The sequence below is a fragment of the Chitinophaga silvatica genome, from assembly GCF_003419895.1.
Lineage (GTDB): Bacteria > Bacteroidota > Bacteroidia > Chitinophagales > Chitinophagaceae > Chitinophaga > Chitinophaga silvatica.
This window is the reverse complement of the sequence record NZ_QPMM01000007.1, coordinates 512,030-532,639: the sequence shown is the minus strand read 5'-3', so window position 1 is coordinate 532,639 and position 20,610 is coordinate 512,030. Positions and strand designations below refer to the sequence as shown.

The window sequence follows — 20,610 nt, the reverse complement described above, 5'->3', positions numbered from 1 at the left end:
ATTAGTCGGCGTTAACAGTAGAATAATCAATTAATTCATAGTTGGCATACCCACTGGAAGGTTCAAATTCACCATTCTGCAATTTTACATAGGTTCCAACTTTCAACAGGCTCACAGGCAAATTATTTTCCTTCCATTGGTTGATAGTAATTTTAATCCGGGTATCTTTTGCATCATTTAAAGGATCGTCGAGATTCGTTAAACGCGCAGAAAATTCCTGCAGCCTGTTTTCAATGATTACAAAGGAATACTCTTTGCAATAAATATGATCAGGGCATATAAAACGGAGTGTAGTTTTCCCCTCATTTTCAGCAACTACCATCTGATAGCTCTCGCTTTTAAAAATGGAAAGCAAACTATCTCTTGAAAATTGAAAAGGAGATACTATTTTGCGGGGAGAATTTAAAAATATTTTTCTTGCATCCTTACTGATGGCCAGATACATATCCTTTAATGATACCATTTCCACTTCACCGGTTTGATAATACAGCTCATCATTTTTCCTGCAAAACTTAAAGCCCGAATGCAAAATATTAGCACTATCAGAAGGGTTTATTCCATCGAATGTTCCTGTAACAAATAACTCCTTGCAGGAATCAATATGCTGATAAATGCTCATCAATTGTCCAAACTTTTCTTCCTGCTGAGCGGTATAAACAATTTTGTCGTCTTTACCAGATTCATTATAAACAGGTGCCTCTGATTTAAAGGCATGCACCCAATTAGGCACATTTGCCCAGGCAATAGCAACACCAATTATCAGTACTACAGTTATTATTATTTTAAATAACCAGGATTTTATTTTCATGGTCAGGGATTTTTAGTTTGATTTATATAGTACAGAACGAGTTTCCTTTAATGTTACGATACCTCTGTCGGTTTCTTTCTTCACACGGATTAAGATTCCTTCATCATCGTATTCATAGAATGTTGCAAAATTGTTTTCATCCAATTCCGCCATCAGTCGTAATGTACTTTCATCATAAGAATAGGATTTCATTGTGGCATCATACGGGAATATTCTTATATCGTCTGCCAGTGCATTTGTTCCTTGTATTCTAAAGGTTAAGCCATTGGAAGCACCGCTAATAGTAGCCATATCAACGATAGTTTCTATTTGCTTCCAGCCTTCAACGATAGCCTTAAAGGTGAATGTTTGCGCTACATTATTTACATACAAAGTAACATTAGGAAGTGTTTTACCTTTACTACCATCTTTCACCCACATAGAAACTATATATTTCTTATTAGGTATTGGTGCAAATCCTTGTTGGTAAATTCCTTTTCCCGGCTTAGTGACATATTGCCCCAATACATCTTTATTCAGGTAATTACCATCACCTGGTTGCTGTAAGACGGTATGAGCAAATGACTTTAATTGAATTTCCTGATTGAGCTTAATTGAATACTTACCAGTATGTGCATCCGTTGAAGTGAGGGAAGATGCCAGATTGGTTCCGAGTGCAAACCCAACGTTAAAACTATCAACTTTGCATTCCTGTGTTCCACAATTCTTTTTAAAATTATAATCTTCAAATCCATCAAAGTATATCTCACGATTCATAGAGTTGCCGGCAACTGCAGCAGTTACATTTCCTTTAAATCCGAACAGAGCTCCACTATATCGGTTAAGAGCATCCTTATTTTCCAGTTCCTGTCCGTATCTGTCATATAATGTAACATAACGGCTGGTTACCCATTTATCGCCGCCTGCAATAGAAGCCCATTTAACACTATTGGCATCGTAATACCAATACGGTTTAAACGATTGGAGATATCCGCTGTTTTTAAGGTTTAAACCCTGGCCTTTATTGGCAAAGATCTGCTGGTCTACTCTGTTTACTTCATATACTTTCTCCTCAGAAACTCTCCAGTTACCCAGGGCCCCGAAAATGTATGGATTTACTATTTCACCCGGAGTTTTTACATCGCAGGGACCGGTCGAACAAACATCAGCAGGTTGGCCATTGATACAATTATATTTGTTAATTCTTCTGACGTTATTATCGAGAATGTAGGCCCCTATCTTATTAGATTTATATAAAGTGGTATATGCTAAATCCTTAGTCGTAAAAATAGTATTCAGAAGACTGGTATTGGTATAAGTAGCTAACTGATCACTTGTGGCATTATAAATTTCAAACGCAACAGCAGAATAGTTATGCGTGTTATCTCCATTACTTTTCGACTTGTTATAAAATTCGATTCTTACTTTATGCGATCCTTTAGTTAAAGTAATTGGAAAAATATTCCAGAATTTGTGATAATCTCCATTATCTATCTCATTCCCTAAATCAGGAGTATTTACTATCAGCGTATTATCAATATAAATCCTGGCCAAATCGTCAACACCATAACCATAAGAATAGGTACCAGCATTATCAACATTAAAACAGGTTTCAACTCCCATCCATTGGTTCACAAACCCTGAATCAGTACGTTTTAATGTAATTCCTGCATCATTTAATCTTCCACAAGGATAACTGAGTTTAAACCTGTTTACTGATTGAATACCTCCTGATGGAATTGCATTTTTCTTTTTATCATAATTATAGGTAAAATAAGACCCACTCTCATCAGGGCATTGTCCACCCCATGCATTTATGTTAGTAATGACTGTTGAATTATCAGACTTCTTAATTTTCCCTCCGGATTCACCATATCTAAAATAGTTAGGCGCCAGCACCACATTAAGGGTATCATTCAGATTTACTATTGGGTAAGCCTCACATTTAGTGCCGTCTGCACTAATTGTATAGCCTGGAGGACATAAATTACAAATACGCGGGCCCCACTCCTCTTCATAGAGGTAAGCTTTTGCATCTAATACTTTATAGGATGAAGCATCAGTATTTGTTAGTACCGCCAGCTTATTACCTGCTATCGGATTCTTAAGTGTAACAATAGATTCTGCATTTGCTCCCAGTTGGTTTCGGTAGCCTGATCTTACAATTTTAAGATTACCAGTAAAACTTTTCTGAACATTTCCGGCATCATCAATTAATCGAATACGATTTACCTGATCTGTAGGTGTTGGAGAATTAATTATCCATAATCTTCTCAAATTTCCCGAAAATTCAATTAATTCGTCACCACCTGTTAATATATTTGCATTTGAAGTTACAACTCCATTGGCATCTGTAGTAAGAGACAACAACATAGTGTTGATATTCTTAAAGGCACCAGACATTTTATTATACTTCCACCAGGCAGGCAAGCTCACTGAGTACACCAGGTCGTTGTATTCATTCTGCGTACTGGTAACTACAGGCTGGCCGGTTATTCTATCGAATACCAGATTATTTGCACTTACAGTTGAGCCATTAATAGTCTTTACTACTTTTTCTACAATCCCAACCTGCTGAATGGTTTTAAGAACTGAAGCTGATCTGAATAGTTTATAACTATTGTTATCCCTTCTTGGAAAGTGAGGAAGAGCTACAACCCAGAAAGCGAGTGGAAATACATCTACTCCCAAAGCAATGGTTTTACCTTCACTTCGAGTTTCCTGTTCCCTCATATCTGCCACTACCTCTATTTCCCGCCCTATCACTTCAGCCTGATTAATAGTGCCGGTTGCATCTATGGTTGCAACAGTATTATTTAATTTATACTTATCGGCGTCCAACTGGTCGGACTTATAGTAGGTTACGGTAGAGGAAATTTCAGAACCACTTTGATTAAATACCCTCTCTGCTTTTGGCTTGCCATGCATATCATTAAGCCAGATGGCATAGCCCTGTGACATTGCCAGTTCATATACCTGATTAGCTCCTGTAAAGTTGGCCCACCCGGTAGGCCCATTTTGTTTCCGAATTGGAGGGCCTTGTATATCAATAATTACCGGGTAATCTTTTGCTGTATAAAACTCACTTTGTATCCAACCCGTACTTCGTGTAGGATCTGCCTTACCTGTGGCATCAATATCCCTGACAATTACCTTGCTGTATATAATCTGTGGAGCTGGAAATAAAGATTCACCAAACGGTTCTTCCAGATAAAAGAAATTCGTTAATGTACCTTTTGAAACCTGGCTATATTGAACAGGTAGATGCATCGGATTCTCATCTCCGCCAATTCCAGGTTCATATGCTGCTACTCCACTACTGATAGTTTTATTTCCTTCAGTTGTTCTGTACTCATATTCCTGTCCATAAACCGCCGATGCTGCTGTTCCACCACTCAATGCATTCCATTGATCTCTCATCAAAATACGTTTAACCCTGGTTGAGCCTCCAAGTTTAATTCCATCTGCTTTTACAAGACGGGCGTATGATTTCTTCAGATTTACAACTGTTGCAAACTTCTTGTTCCTGGCTCTTTCATTAAAATTTCTTCCTATTTCAGCCAGGTTACCAATGGCATGTACAAGAGCAGTAATAGCTCTTTCAATACCAGTTTCATTTTGGATCCTGTCTTCATACCCCGGATATGCATATTTTGGATATTCCAATCTCATTTTCTGCCAGGCCGCCATGATAATAGGATTTGCCGTTACATTTCCCTCCGATATGTCTTTCAACATTAAATTGTAGGTGCCATCTTTATTATCTCTGACTTTAGTAATCTCAGCATAACAAATAACATTATCAAAGTAACTATCGTCGGTACTGTTCTTAGTATTATCAGTTACATTGACATTCATTTTCACATAAAAATCATTTCGTCCATTCAAATAATCATCCACGAAATTCTGTAGTATCTGAGCATCATTCGCACCTCTCAATGGCCCGGGGGAGGTAACTTTTATCCCTTTAGCTTCCAGCAAATTCCCTGAAGCCCCCAAACTATCTTTGACAATGTCCTTAATCTCCACCATTTGCATAGCCTTACGATCCTGCACATAAGCATAATCCCCCGATTCATAATCAACGCCTATTGTACCTCCGGTAGGCAGGGTAATCTTATTCAGATTCCATGTTCTGGCACTTTTGTTGGCATACGTTGTATCCTGAATGGTATAAGGATATTCATCATTATTCATATTCTTAAACCAGAAATTATTCTTATCGGTGGTAGGCTTATAGGTGCCCCAACGATCAGTAGATAGGTGAGCGTAGGAGGCATTGTATTCGTAATTGAACTTATATGGATGCAATCTCCCTTTTGTGGAGGAACCATAGGTAAAGTATAGGGTTTCAAGAGTTAATTTACCCTTTGTGGTGGCAGTACTATTAGGAGTTCCCGGACAAAGGTTATAATTATATTTGAAGTTTACAGTTTTAATAGGGGTTTGCAGATCCGTCTTGGAATAAAGGCGGATTTGATTTAGGCATTTTTGTTTGACACTTGTATTCAGGGTTCCTTTAACATCAGAAACGCCATTTGCATCCAGTCTATCTCCTAAAATGAAATAAGCAATTTTAGTTTTTGTTTCGATAGAATTCAGATACCATAGCTCTTTCTGACCATAGGTCAACATTCCTTTATCATCATCAGTATCTGCATTTAAGCCTCTGTTAAAAAATGCTTTTCCTTGTTCTACCGGCGTTCTCCATCCGTAAGCACGGTCAACTTTTGAATAGTTAAACTTAATAGCAGTACCTAAATCATCATCAGTAATCCCATCACCGGTAACATCCACATAATCCGGGCTTAAAATTGCCGTAAGCAAATAGGAAGTAGCGTAAGCCGACTGTTGCTGACGCTGATAATATTTAGTTTTACCAAAATTATGTTTAATGTCTGTTGGATCTGTATCTGTATCAAAAGCTAAGAGGTTCTCTGCTTTTGCAGCAGCGACTTTTGAAGGATCGGCGTTAAAGGTATATTCTTCCTGCCCAAGATTATATACGGGCAAGCCATAAACAGCTCTCTTACCATCAGGTTGGGTAACCGTGATTTCGGAGATATGATTTATTCTTCGTACCCCACCAATGCTGGTATTATAAACATCAACAACAGGGCCACAGGAGGTAGTATTAGACAAGGTAGAATCTACGAACTTATAAGAAGCAATCAACTTGTTACGGTTCGCTATATATGCTTCTCCTGCTGTCAGGTAACTTACAGTAGTATTCCTAATTTGACGGCCTGTTTTCTTAAAAGTCTTTAAAGGAGAGTAAAGATTACCTGCTTTATCACGGAATTTGGCAAGCGATTTTCTATTTTCCAATTCCACAGCTATTGGCTTTTCTCCCTGAATACTATTCACATAATCAGCATCTTCAGCCGTCTGCTCTCCCATCAGCTTAAAATAAGCCTGTTCCTCCAATTTTTGTGCAGGATCTGACTTATAATCGGATATTGATAAAAAATTATTGTCTTTCTTCCATTTATTTGTTTTTCCGGATGTGGTCTGATCATAGATCTGAACACCTCCATGGAAATACAAACCAGTACCATAGTCTGCACCTACCGAAAAATTATCGGATTGATCCTCTGACTGAGTATCAAACACTACCCCTGTATTTCCTCTTTGTAATCTGAATTGTCCGCTGGCCATTTGGTTTGTATAGGAAAAAAGATCAGGTGTGGAAACCGGAACAGCCAGATTTGGTAAGTTTGGAATAACGGGGTTTTCCTTCTCCCGCATAAAATCCATTACCGCTGTTTTATCATTTGTACCGAGGTCGGCATACAAATAACCATAAGCCCTGTTATTATACCAGGTATAAAGAGGCGATTGTTTTGAAAAATAACCTGTAACAGCTCCACCAGCAAAAATAATGGCACCGGTCAGACCTAAAGACAGAGAATAAGACTGGCTGCTTACTTTGCTACCAAATCCAATCTTAGGATAAAACGGTGGGGTATTGTAATTGTATGTAACACCTGCTTCAACTCGTGATTGTTTTGCTCCAAATGATCCTCCTAATGTCAGTTGCTGGAATCCAGACCTTGTGTTGTAACTGAGATTAGATGCCAGCTCCAGATCAAACATTTTTCCTGTTAAATACTGATCCAATGATAAACCGGCAGTTACATCAACCCCACTACTGGTATTTGAACTTACTCCTGCTTTCAATCCGCCAGTTAACATGCCATCATTGGCAAGAGATATAGATAATCCGGCGTTGGCACCAAATTCGGCTCCCATACCATTATAACTATCACTAAACACCCCCAGGGTAATAGATCCTTTCAGTTTTACCAGATCACCACCTGCCACCTCACCTCTGACAAGTACATTACCTCCATAGGTATATCTTGTAGCCGTTTCATATTTTGTAGTTACCGGATCACCACAAAAATCATCCGGTATCCCTCTCAATTGTCTGTTTATGGCTCCAACATTCAGATTCCATCCTAGCCCTACCCAACTGGCCTCATCATCCATTCCTACTCCTGAAGCATAATTCAGGTTTAACGGATATCCATCAACATCCAGTAATGGGATATTATACTTAAAAGCCCCACTGGATACATCTACCATTTCAGATGTACTATAGGGTTCGAATTGTTTATGCTCTGGTTGAGAAGGACCAGACGTTAGCGCCCATGCACGCATTGGCAAAAGCGTTTCTGTAGTTAACAACGATAGAAAGAAAATGGCTAACGTCTTCCTGACTTTATTACTTTTTATAATCATAGCCCACAGCTTAAAGAATCAGATTTTTGTAGAAATTTTTTATCTAAAGGGAATAACAAGCGTGTTGATGTAAACAACCAGTCTTTGAAAATAAAAGCAGCTTGTTGTACTGGTGCTAATGGCCTCCTTTCAAATATTACCAGGTATTCAACACTATTCAAACTTCCATTGGCAATCCGCTCTGCAGAAATTGGTATCAGTGTATCTCTGTTCAATATCAACTGAAACAGCGTATCTACACCATAACTTACTGCCTGTTGATTCATCTGCTCCTTACTTACCTTTGTTACATTTACTTTGAAGCACATTTCCTTATCATTAGTTTCTGCATTTCTATCATTCACTTTCTCCCAACAAGTAGGCAAATAGGTCATATTTACTACGTTATTGCCTATATGTTTTTCCTGCGACAGACCTGCTTCAGATTGTTGCATGACTTCTTTAAGTGCAACATTCCGATTTTCATGGCAAGCCATTAAAATAACAGGTATCATCCATACCAACCTATTTAAAACTGCTCTCATTCTGTATCACTTTTATAAAGGAATCGTAATTGTTTTTTATCTCCATCTGGCATTGTAAGGGAAAGCTGATAATAATATCCGTCAACAAATGACTTATTATCTGACAGATCAATATTTATATGATTATTTCCTGGTTTAAGCTTTACTGTTGGCAGTTTCCTCATTTTAAGTGTTGGTTTGCTTATACAAATAATTGAATAATTAAGTGTAGTTGAAGCATAGGAGTTATTAACCGCAAATAATAATCTTCCTTTCGCCAAATAGAAATTACCCTTTATCAGATCATCTATATTTCTATATCCATCAGCTTTACTGGTTGGTAAAGTATCATTACAGTGAACCTGGAAAGTCCAGATTTCACTGGTAGCTAAAATCATTTCATTTCTGTATGCTGTTACCTGCCAGATATAACGATGTCCTTCTTCCAGCTCTTTCATAGCAGGTGGGTAGAAAAGCATAGGCAGATTGATAAACTGCTGATTGATAATTGGAAAATTATAACGCAAGGCTTCCTGCTTAGCCTGACCAGACTTTAACTCAGTCAGTAGAAGTCTGTACTGCATACCAGGAATAGAAGGCAATAAAGGCTGCCAGTAAAGAGCAGGACGTTTATCACATATCTCATCCTGATCCATTGGACTTGTGAGGATCAGCGGAGAAAAAGGTTGCAGGTGGTAATCGTAACATTGGGTTCCGAGAATCTCTCCTGCATGGCTACTCTCACCTATTAATTCAAAACAATATTCATAATCATCTTCCGGAAAATAACCAGATTGACGACATACTGTTGCTACCTTTGTGTTTCCAAAATTGATGGATGCACTCCCGATTAATCCACCGGGTAAAATGTTAGTTCCGGCATGCAAATCAAAAGCTGGTGTGGTAATAGTCACCACTCGTCCACTTGTTGCTGTAACAGTAACCTGCAACTTTGCTCTGCCTGCTTGGGTAGCAGGAGCTATTAATCTTGTTTGAAAAAGTCCGTCAACTGTTCTTCCCTGAACCTCTGGTAAGAATACAAACGAAACCTGTGCACTAACATAAGAGCTAACAAATAGCAAAACGGGGAGCAACCAATATTTTATACAATTCATATACTATCTGTTAAACTGATAATTTAAAGAAAGTTGTGTGTTGAAATTTCCAAACAGATAATTCTGAGGAGTATTCATAAGTTGTTTACGGCAGTCGACATACCAACTTGCCTGTAAACGGGATAATACAGTTGCACTAATGCTTTGGCGAATACCTACCTGACGAACAACGTTGGCATTATCCAGATAATTAATCCCACTATTGCATGAAATTTTCTCGGTGAGCGGATAACTCCATCCTGTTTCTGCAGTAAATAAATTACCATAAACAGCCTGGTTTTTCAGGTCTTTATTATAGAATAGGCTAAATGATAATACATTTGAATTTATGACCACACTATGGTTCATATTCAGGTTGAGCAATAGGCTCTTTGCAATACCCAAATCCATTTGTTGCAGGCCCATTCCAAGATTATTGGTTTGAAGTTTATCGAATAACTTCCCACTGACTTGAGATCCAAGATTTATTTGTGTGTTCAGGAATGAATTCTGCGTGCCTTCTTTAGAGGAATTCTTCATTGTTGACTGGCCCAATCTGGCAGTCAGAGAAACGTTCTTTTTTACTTTCAAACGTGCATCAAAAGTATATTGCCTGTTATGCCAACCGTTATTCGAGGTAGCACTTGTTTTCATGTCCTGCCTGTCTGTTCTGAATCCCACCATTATCTTTCTCTTATTCCAGGTTCTTCTTACATTTAGTCCATATCTGATACTTCCTCTGGTACCACTTCCGGAAGCAGGGTTATTATAAGCCAGTCCGGAATAATTGAAATATACACGTTGTGTAAGCCCCAATTTGCTTACTTCGCCGTTGTAATCAAGTCCGGCAGCCAATGTTTCCCAGAAATCATTAAAGAAGGTAAAAGCTGCTGTTTTAGAAGATAAAGCATAACTATTGCCAACAGCGGCATTATTAAATTCTGTGTTGGATTTAGAAATATCTGCAGTAATATTTCCATACTCTCCCAGGTTGATCTGCTCAGAAAAAGCACCGACAAAAATATTGCGTTTAAGTGCAGATGCATCAAACTGTCTGAATTGTTTGTTTTGGGTATTCGCATTTACAATAGCGACATGACTATGAGAATCATTTATATCACCCTTTCCGGTTTGTAAATATTGCATACTATAGGCACCCGGATCAAGAGATGAAGTAAATCCCTGATTTACCAGATCTCCACCCATTCTGGTGCTACCTAATCCAAGCAGCAAAAATTTATTCTTGCTTAGGAAAGAACCTTCGGCACCAGACATAAAAAGGTTCTCTGCGCCTCCTTTACTTCCACCAGCAGCAATATTTCCTATATTAATATGCTTCGCCTGTAATAATATTTTTTGTAACCAATTTAAAGGTAGGAGCTCCTTTATATTTCGTTGCTGGCTTGATGGATCATTCAATGAATGTTGTATTTCATTGGTTGTCTTATGCTGCGCCACCAACATTTCTTTTGCCTGTAAACCCTGAGCCATGCTTTCTTTAAGAGCCATAATCCGACTCATATATTGCCTGGCTGCAAAAGCGGTAGTGTTGGTACTATCGGATATATTATTTTCAAGATCAGCAGCTGATAATTGCAGACTATGATTATTTAATAATACCTGTCTAATCTGACTGCTATCTAACCAAATTAACTGATCGGGGCTAATAAGATTTTTAAAAGCTTCGGCCTGAATAGGGTTATTGGTAATTGCTCCCATTTCATCCTGTAAATCCGACAATTGCTTATCTGCAAATGATTTTACAGCTGTACCCAGATTTATATCCTGTAAGAAATACTTCTTAAGATCATATGCTTTATTTACATAACCATTCATCCTTTGCAGATATGCATCTTTATCAAAGGAGAATTTCTTAAGCTGTTGCCCGAATATTCCACGCGTATCAGGAATAGTTCCCTCGAGGCTGTTGTAGATGATATTAACAGGAATATTTCCGACTACTAATTGGTCTTCAAACCTAATACCAAAGCCTGCCTTCAGCATACTTGCCGGACTATTATCATAAAAAGCAGATGCAGACAGTTGTTTAACGCTATTCGAATATGCTCCTGCCTTCATGATATCGAGGGCCGATGATTCATTCTTTAGAGCATAAAAACCTCTGAGTCGGCCTGTCATATATTCGGAGACCCTGGATCTGCCCTGAAACAAGGAGAAATTGCTGTTTAATTGTTGTAACTGTTTAGTACCATACACATTCGCGACATGCTGGTAAAAAAGTCTTTTAACAGTATCATTTAATATTGAATGGGGAACCTGGCTGAAATTAACAGCGGTAACATGACTTCTGGCATTTAAAGAATCAATTATTGCACTTTGAAGTGCAGGGTTAACATTAATCAACTTATTGTAGTCAACAACCGGTTTGGTTTGCTGACAAAATAAGGCAATAGGTATCAACACCGTTATAGTAACGGCGAATAATCTTTTAGGCATAAGGATCAACTTAGTTGGATATAACAATATTGTGACAGTACTTAGCCACAATAACAGATTGCTTTAAAATTTTTTTATGGAAAAATGCACTCAGAAATAATAGGTATATAAAATAGTTTTCTTTGTTTTCATATATCAATAGAGTTTTTAAACAACAGCACAGTATAGGTTTAATTTATAACAGTCGGGATTAACAAAATAGCACACTAAACAATACCACTCTACCAATATAAAGACACTTTTTGAATTCAACAATACTTCTTAAATAAAAAAGCAGACCAATTCTGAAAACGTTTATAGTAAAGGTGAGAATCAATTATTAAGAATTTTTTATCTTGATTTTAAATTATCAAGTCATCTACTCAAACAGGAAATAGGAATCATACAGCAAAAGTTTTTGCTGTATGAAAATCAAAAAAAAGCCGTCTCAACAAAGTAGAGACGGCTTCAAACTTTTTTATTCCAGGCGTTTTATTAATCCCTGTTCAACTGCTACCCAGCTATCCAGGCTTCCTTCCTGTTCCCAATAGTTTTTCATTTCAGAACCAGCAACTATTTTGTTAACAGCTGCAATTGCCTGATTCCTCAATGTACGGGTAGCGATCAGGTTCAGAATATCTAACTGATCCAATGGGTTTTCAGGAAAGTCTTCACTGGGTTTCCCTACAAGCGCAGCAACTAATTCTGCTGCCGCTAAAGCCTCTTCACAATCTCCTACTTCCAGTGTTTCGTGGTTGTTTATAATACGAGCCATCGTATCAGTAACCAATCCACCATCCCTATTCTCCATCAGATCAAATATCCAGTCCTGTGATCCATCATTTTCAAAATTCCTGGTGCCCCAAGCGCCCATAATAATTACATTTTTTTATTTTCTGTAATAAAGATATTTCTATCAGATCTTTTTACAACAATTAAAACCTAAGATCAGTTCAAACTTCTGAAATCTACCGGCACCAATTTACTAACTCCCGGTTCCTGCATGGTAACACCATAAATAACATCTACAGCCGCCATTGTTTGCTTATTATGCGTAACAATAATAAACTGTGAATTATCAGAGAATTTCCTGATCATATTGGTAAACTTACCCACGTTCGCATCATCCAAAGGTGCATCCACCTCATCTAGGATACAGAATGGAGCAGGTTTAATCAGGTAAATAGCAAATAACAACGCTGTTGCCGTCAGGGTTTTCTCCCCTCCGGATAATTGTGTAATAGCCGCCGGGCGTTTACCCTTTGGCTTAGCTATAATCTCAATTCCGGTATCTGCCAGGTTCTCAGGATCGCTCAGCACCATATCGCATTGATCTTCTTCGGTAAACAAGGCTTTAAATACCCGTATAAAGTTCTCTTTCACCTGGTTAAAGGTATCCAGGAACTTCTGGTTGGCGGTAGATTCTACCTCCTGAATGGTTGCCAGTAATGAATCCTTAGCGTTTACCAGGTCTGTTTTCTGTTCCAGTATAAACTCGTAACGCTTCTTCATTTCCTGATAAGCTTCTATGGCCGTAGGGTTAATTTCTCCCATATTCTCCATACGCTTCTTCAGCTTCTCGGCACTGGATTGTAGTTCATCGACCGGTAGTTCGGAGCTTCTTTGCTCGTCTATAATTTCATCCAGGTTTACTTTAAACTCAACACTTAATCTTTCCTTCATTGAGGTTAGTTGAAGTTTCAGTTCATTTACCTTGTCTTTGATTGAATTAAGCTGTTGCTCCAGTTGTTCTTTGGCTCTTTGCTTCACTCTCAAAGCGCTCTCCAGTTCCTGTAAATGGTTCCTGAAGTTGTAATATTCCTGGTCTTTTTCGTTGAGTGCTTTTTCTTCTTCTTCTCTTTTGCGGAAAAGTTCTACCAGTCCATCATCGGCATGCCCCAACTTCTCTACGGCGATTTCAATATTCAGCACAGCATCTTCCAGTTGTGATTTGTTGCTGGTAATTTGCTGATGTAAGTCTGATAATTGCTTGCGCTTAAATTCCAGTTCCTGCTTCAGGGCCTGCACTTTACTTTGCTGGCGGGTATGTTGCAGGTTCTGATTATTGTATTGTACGGTTGCCATATTAAACTGTTGCTCAGTTTCCTGAGCGGTTTTATCGGCATCGGCAATACTATCCTGCAGTTCAAGAACCCTTTCGTTGAGGGTATCCAGTTCATCTTTTACACCGGAGATGCTTTCCTGGTTAGTGGATAATGACTGTTGCATTTCCTCTAATCTTTTGTCGCCGGCTTCGATCAGGTGATGGAAGTTTTCGATCCGGTTTTGCAAACCAAATAGCTGGTTGCTCAACTGATTTACTTTTTCCCTGGCTGCGTTGATATTGTTTTCGTTTAATTGGCTGTTGTAGCCTAAAACTTCGTTATGTTTTTCCTGTAAGGCTGTTCTTAATTGACTAACAACTCCTTCCAGGTCTTTGATTTCTTGCTCTAATTTCTCCAGGTTCTTGGCTCTACCCAATTTCTTGCCCTCGAATAAACCTACAGAACCACCGCTGATATTATATTTTCCACGATGCATACGGCCGGATTTTTCTACCAGCAACATGCGATCGTCGGAAAGTTGACTAAATTCCAGTCGGGTCAGATCATCGCCTACGAATACCTTTCCTAAGAGATATTGGCCCAGGCCTTTGTATTTCTCATCAATTTCAACCACTTCCAATGCCGGAATTGTTCCCGGAGGAGCCAGCAATGGTGAATCGTTTGTTTTAAATTGATCGAGAATAAAGAAATTAGCTTTCCCTTTTTTATTTGAATCCAGTAACTGGATAGCCTGAATGGCTTCTTCTACGTTATTGACAACATAATAGCTCAAATATGGTTCAAGCAGATTTTCGATGCAGGTACGATATTCTTCCTTACAGAAAAATATATCACTGAGAATAGGCGCTTCGTTGTTCCAATCCGGATTCTTTTTCAGGAATTTAATACTTTCAGGATAACCTTCCAGACTGTCGACCAACGATTTTAAGAGGTCGTACTCATTTTTCTTGGAGTCGAGCGTCCTGTTTTCGTCAACCAACCTGTCTCTTAATCCTTCTATATCAGATTGAGTAGCGAGGATTTTTGATTTGGTTTCTTCCTGGAAACGAACCATTTCCTCCAGCGATGTTTTACTATCTGCTAAAGTAGTTTGGAGTGTTTCCTTTTCAGTTTCCAGCTGGGCGATTTGTGTTTGTCTGCTGGCTTTTTCTTCCTGCAATTGCTGAATGCTTCTTTGCAGGTTCATAACGGAAGTATCTGCAACCGCTACTTTTTTCTCAGCTTCAAACTGTTGGCGTTGCCAGCGCTGTTGGTCGTTGCGTAAGGTTTCTAAAGCCTGTTTCTTTTGCTGGAAGCGTTCTTTCTTTTCTTCCACCATATCTCTCAATGTTTCCAGTTCATCTGCCATGGTATCGAAAACTTCTGTTTCTTCAACCACTTGTTTTTCAGTGAATTCTATGGAAGTCTCAAGGCCCTGTAGCTGACCTTCGGCATTGGAAAGGAATTCATTTATATTTTTCTCGCGCTCCCGCAGATAGGTTAGCTGCTGCGTGGCGAGGTTCTTATCATTTTCTTTTGTACGGATAGCAGCCACCACTTCATTAAAAGATTTTTGCAATACCTGCAACTCTCTTTCTTTGGCAACGAAGTGTAGTTTATCCTGTTCTACGGCTGCTTCGGCGGTTAGGATCTCGGTTTCAAGGGCCAGTTTACGATCTGCCTCATTTTGTTGAGTTTCTGTAAGGTCTTTGAACGTGATATTAAATCCTTCCAGGGCTGCTTTCGCCAGTTCTATGCTTACTTCCCGGTATTCTTTCTTTACTTCATAATATCTTTCAGCTTTCCGGGCCTGGCTTTCCAGGGTTTTAAGGTTATTATTGATTTCAAACAGGAGGTCTTCAATCCTGTTCAAATCGCCTTCGGTTGCATCCAGTTTGGTTTTAGCCTCTTTCTTACGGGTTTTGTAGATAGAAATACCGGCGGCTTGCTCCAACATTCTACGGCGACTGTTCTCCTTATCCTTGATGATATCGTCTACCATTCCCAACTCAATGATCGCGTAGGAATCCGTGCTCACACCGGTATCCATAAACAGGTTATGGATATCTTTCAAGCGGCAGGCTACATCATTGAGGCGGTATTCACTATCGCCATTTTTGTAAAACTTGCGTGTAATCGTTACCGTAGTAAATTCAGTAGGTAATACGTTTTTGGTATTCTCAAACGTGAGGCTAACTTCAGCCATTCCACTTGCCGAACGGCTTTTGGAACCATTGAACACCAATCCAGCCTGATTCTCAGAACGAAGGTTGCTGATTTTGTGTTCGCCAATTACCCAGCGAATGGAGTCGATGATGTTACTTTTGCCGCAACCATTTGGCCCAATCACACCTGTAATCCCCTCATCAAATTGCAATACGGTTTTATCGGCAAAACTTTTAAAGCCTTTAATTTCTAGTGTTTTTAAGCGCACGTCGTACTCCGAGGTTTTTTAAGGCGTCAAAGATATAATTTTACCCGAATCAAAAAGTAATATAATGAAATTAAAGACTCATGGTTTTATGAATTTATGAATTTTACTGCACAACTATTTCACAATTAATGCACATACGAAAAGCAACTTTCTCTCATTCCCCCAAATCATCGTTCCATGCCTTATCTTTGCAGCATCAAAAACCCAATAACGTTTGCAAACGGAACAGCTGACCAACGACATCAAGAACTTCCTTTACAGTTACCACTTTAGCAATGGACTACGTACTACCATCAGTGTAGTAGTGCCTTCCCTCGTATTTGTAGCCATGGGCAAACTCGACCTCGGCATTGCCATGTCGATGGGCGCCCTCTGTACTGCCTTAAGTGATGTACCAGGAACCATCATCCACAAACGTAATGGTCTGATAATCAGCACTATATTAATATTTCTTACGGCTTTAATAACCGGACTACTGGTTCCATACCCCATTCTGATGGGCACCTGGATAGCCCTCTCCTGCTTCGTATTTGCCATGTTCCTCGTCTACGGCATCAGAGGTGGCAATATCGGAACCGGATGCCTCCTCGTGATGGTCTCCATCCTGGGAGAAACAAACCTCACCCCGCAATTAACACTCCTTCACTCCTCCATGGTGCTCCTTGGTAGCATCTGGTATGCAACCCTGGCTCTCATACTCTGGCAAATACGCCCATACCTTAATGTTCAGCAGGCGCTGGGCGACTGTATCATACAAACAGCCAAATATCTGGAACTACGGGCAAAATTCTATACTCCAGGTATAAACGTAACAGAAAATTATAAAGAGGTACTGGAACAACAGGTGATTGTAAACGAAAAACAGGAGAATGTCAGGGAATTATTGCTGAAAAGGCGTTCCGCACAACAAGGAACTACCAGTATATCTAAAAGCATGGTACTGATTTTCCTGGACATGATAGATCTCCAGGAACAAATCATGGCCTCTCAAACCGATTACAACGCCCTGCAGGACGATTTTAAAAACCAGGAAGTACTGGAAAAGTTTCATGTCCTCATCCTCGAATTTGCTCAGGAACTACGAACAATTGGCCTCGCAGTGGCCTCCGGCCAGCGTTCCCTCCCTAAAACAAATCTCAGGTATGAGATGGAAAAAGTGAAAGCAATCATTGCCGATATCACCCTAAAACTTCCAACTCTTAAAGAAAGAACGCGTACCATTCCGCTTACCAATATCCTGCAAAACCTTCAGGACATGGCACAAAGAATCTATAACCTCCATCGCCTCACCAGGCTGGAACGAATTAAGGAAGATACCGTAGATCCGAAACTGGAACTCTCAAAATTCACTACCAGTCAGAAATATGATATAGAAACATTCAGGAATAACCTCACCTTCGAATCTCATATTTTCCGCCATGCAATGCGGGTAAGTATCGCTACGGTACTGGGATATTCATTGGGCATGATCTGGCAGCTCGACAGAGTTTACTGGATCTTACTTACCATTATCGTAATTCTGAAACCAGGATTCGGACTTACCAGATCCAGAAGCATACAACGATTAATCGGTACTGTTACCGGTGCCTTATTTGCTGCCGGACTGCTCTATCTTACCAATAACTCTACTGTGATTTTCATTAGCATGCTCCTTTGTATCCTCGGAGCATATAGCTTTATGAGCTTCCAGTATACCTTAAGTGTATTTTTTGTTACTCCTTTTATCATCTTTTTACTGCATTTCCTCCACCCGGCCGATCTGCATAATGCTACCCAAAGAGTAGTGGATACTTTCATTGGAGGAGGTATAGCATTTTTCGCAAATATGCTCCTGTGGCCAACCTGGGAACATAATTACCTGCCCGACTACATGACGAAAATGTTGACTTCCAACAGAAAATATTTTGAAACTGTGATGAGAGCCTATTCCAATGAAGCTGTTTCAATTACCGAATTCAAATTAGCGAGGAAAGAAACTTATGTAGAAAGTGCCAATATGATGTCGGCCTTCCAACGTATGCTTTCTGAGCCGAAAAGCAAGCAGAAAAAGGCCTCACAGATCTACCACTTTGTGGTATTGAATCATGCTCTTACTTCCCATACAGCTACTTTAGGCTCCTATAGCCTCAATCATGGTGTACAGTTTCCACGCCCTGAATACCGGGAAATCACCGACTTCCTGCTCAACTACGTGGATCAATTGTTACTGATGATTAATCCGGTTACTGATGTTTCAGCACCTTCTACACAGGTTCACGCCTTCGACCGGCTCCAGAATCATCTCGAACAACTGGTGGCACGCCGCCAGGAAGAAATCAATGAAGGTCAGGGCCCTACTGCCACCAGAGATGAAATGCTGGAAACAAAACAAGTGCATGACCAATTGAGAGCTATCCTTTCTATTGTAAGAGATATGGCTAAAACATTGTCGAATAGTTAAGAAATATTGATAGTTGACTTCATGATTTTTTTTAGATAGTCAATGATATTTAGATATGGGTAAAGGTTGCTGTGGAATAATGACTTCAAGTTGAAGGATTAGCTGCCTTTGTTTTAGGCAGGGCGGGGGTAAGCACAATGCTATTAAGTGAAGGAAGGGGGTTGATGGAATATTGAATTCAATTTAAATGACTGGTTGCCTTTACCGTAGGTAGGGCAGGGGTAAAACCCTGCCCCTACAGGGCTTCAGCGAAACTATATTTTCATCTGGTAGATATATTTCATGTTAAATGTCGGTCTACTAATTACATTTCTGTAAAGAAACAATTCTACAAAATAGAAACTGTAATTCGCTGAAACCCTGTAGGGGCAGGGTTTACCCCTGCCCTACCTACGGTAAAGGAAACTAATCCTTCAAATTGATGTCAATATCCAATCAACATCCTTCCTCTTAACTTAATAGCATTGTACTTGCCCCCTCCCTGCCAGTGGCCACAGAAAATAAATCCAATAATTAGAGGTCGTCTGCTTACTGATAACTCCTATTCTTCTAAAATAATAAACTGATCTGTAACCGGTATCAATGCATCGTAAACCCGATCCAGGAATTCAGGGCCTTCCTGTGCATACCAAGGCATAAAGTTCTCTTTCCTTTCCTGTAAAGAATTTCCAGGGAATAAGCGGCTCCTCAGCTGGCGAATCTGATCGGCCTGCCAGGCGAATTTTTTCTTTTCTGCCTTCAGGAACTTATGCTCAATTTTACCTATCGATTTTAAGGCTCGTTTTCTTTCGGCTCCCACACTGGCCACTAAAGTAATATCAATACTTTTTGCCTTTTCTTCCAAACCATCATACAACTTCTCAATTGCTTCATATTCATCTTTCAAAACCAAAGAAGCATTGGTATGTTGTTTTACGTATCCTGTGATAATATCTTCTGTAGGCTGAAACAACGTTGTTACTTTCAAGCCTAATTTCTTAATTCTTTCTCTCGAAAATTCATCAACAAGTAATAATGAATTTCTTAGCAACAAAACAGGATAAGGAACCCTATAATGTTCGAACAACTGCTGTAATTCGAGCCAGTAGGCTATTTCACCACCCCCACCAATAAAGGCAATATTTGGTAGAATAGTTTCCTGGAACATGCCGCGAAGAATAACATTCGGGCTAAATCTCTCGGGATGCTTAGTTAATTCAGCTTCCAGTGAAGTTGCGTCGAATGTCAACGAGGTGTGTAATACTTTCCACTCAGCACCCTGACGTACAATACGTTCTCTCATTCCATCCTGCAGGTAAAACAGATTTATTTCACGTGGATTAGCCTGAATTTTATAATGCTCCGGTAATTCTGCCAGTGTATTCCCTACAAGAGAGTATGATTGCTGATTCCAAAGCTCATCTCTCATCACAGGTATATACAATTGCTTCAGCTTTGGATTATCCGGAATAACTACTACCAATCCGAATCGGCCGAATAGAGCATTTACCAGGAAAAAGGTAGCTTCCTGAACAGTTTTATGCTCCAGATATGCTTTCTGAAGCAATTCAACCAACTCATTTGCATGTGGGGCATAGCCCAAAGCCTTTTTAACTTCTGCAATCAAAGGCTCCAGGGAAGCAGGATTCATGCGCCCTACCGGTCCTTGCTGCTCTGTATTCCAGGTAAGTGTTTTACCATCTATATAAATACTTCCCAGTTCATCGAGGTCATTGTCTTCACTTCCCATATAATAAACGGGAACAAAGTTGTTTGTCGGATATTGCTCTTTCAGCGAGTTTGCCAGCTTGATAGTTTGCAATATCTTATAAACAAAATATAGATATCCGGTAAATATGTTAGGTTGATGAGCGGTACAAACTGTAAAGGTACCTGGTTGTAACAATGCCTGTATGTTATCAGAAACTGCAGTATCAGTATTATAGGTTTGATATTGCTCTGTTAATGCGGCTACAAGGGCTTCCCTTGGAGTATCGAATTGTTGACGGGCTGTTATTGCAGCAGAAAAATCTGGATGTGTGGGTGAATATTTATAAAAAGGTCTGATCTCCTGACATTCTCCTAAAAAATCCGTTACCAGCTGTGAAAAATAACCTGTTTTCCCATAAGGAATATACTCGAGCATAT

At 39.4% G+C, this 20,610-nt stretch carries 9 protein-coding genes; 1 reads left to right on the top strand and 8 read right to left on the bottom strand.

The window, feature by feature from the left end:
- Position 1: 1 nt before the first annotated feature.
- From DVR12_RS15530 to smc, 7 genes are all read right to left on the bottom strand, one after another.
- On the bottom strand, positions 2 to 808 hold the full coding sequence (locus DVR12_RS15530) for a hypothetical protein (RefSeq protein ID WP_116976701.1): 807 nt from the start codon (positions 806 to 808) through the stop codon (positions 2 to 4).
- A 12-nt stretch (positions 809 to 820) separates the two neighbouring features.
- Positions 821 to 7,531 carry a hypothetical protein gene (locus tag DVR12_RS15525; protein WP_147323467.1) on the bottom strand — a complete coding sequence of 2,237 codons (6,711 nt, stop codon included), beginning with the start codon at positions 7,529 to 7,531 and terminating at the stop codon, positions 821 to 823.
- The gene (locus DVR12_RS15520; RefSeq protein WP_116976699.1) at positions 7,528 to 8,055 is read right to left on the bottom strand and encodes a hypothetical protein; all 528 of its coding nucleotides are present in this window, start codon (positions 8,053 to 8,055) and stop codon (positions 7,528 to 7,530) included. The genes DVR12_RS15525 and DVR12_RS15520 overlap by 4 nt, the downstream gene beginning before the upstream one ends.
- Positions 8,052 to 9,149 (bottom strand): DUF928 domain-containing protein, encoded by a 1,098-nt coding sequence (locus DVR12_RS15515; RefSeq protein ID WP_116976698.1) that lies wholly within the window; start codon positions 9,147 to 9,149, stop codon positions 8,052 to 8,054. The genes DVR12_RS15520 and DVR12_RS15515 overlap by 4 nt, the downstream gene beginning before the upstream one ends.
- Positions 9,150 to 9,152: 3 nt before the next feature.
- Positions 9,153 to 11,585: a hypothetical protein gene (locus DVR12_RS15510; protein WP_116976697.1), complete on the bottom strand. Its 2,433-nt coding sequence runs from the start codon at positions 11,583 to 11,585 to the stop codon at positions 9,153 to 9,155.
- Between the two features lie 457 nt (positions 11,586 to 12,042).
- A complete protein-coding gene (locus tag DVR12_RS15505; RefSeq protein ID WP_116976696.1) occupies positions 12,043 to 12,438 on the bottom strand; it encodes a DUF4259 domain-containing protein in 396 nt (131 codons plus the stop codon).
- A gap of 74 nt (positions 12,439 to 12,512) precedes the next feature.
- Positions 12,513 to 16,043, bottom strand: coding sequence for a chromosome segregation protein SMC (smc, locus tag DVR12_RS15500; RefSeq protein ID WP_116976695.1), 3,531 nt, complete (start codon positions 16,041 to 16,043; stop codon positions 12,513 to 12,515).
- A gap of 214 nt (positions 16,044 to 16,257) precedes the next feature.
- On the opposite strand from smc, the gene DVR12_RS15495 reads away from it, so the two are divergent.
- Positions 16,258 to 18,483, top strand: a complete 2,226-nt coding sequence (locus DVR12_RS15495) for an FUSC family protein (protein WP_116976694.1) — start codon at positions 16,258 to 16,260, stop codon at positions 18,481 to 18,483.
- Positions 18,484 to 19,024: 541 nt separating this feature from the next.
- Here DVR12_RS15495 and bshC read toward each other — a convergent pair.
- Positions 19,025 to 20,608 (bottom strand): bacillithiol biosynthesis cysteine-adding enzyme BshC, encoded by a 1,584-nt coding sequence (gene bshC / locus DVR12_RS15490; RefSeq protein ID WP_116976693.1) that lies wholly within the window; start codon positions 20,606 to 20,608, stop codon positions 19,025 to 19,027.
- Positions 20,609 to 20,610: the final 2 nt, after the last annotated feature.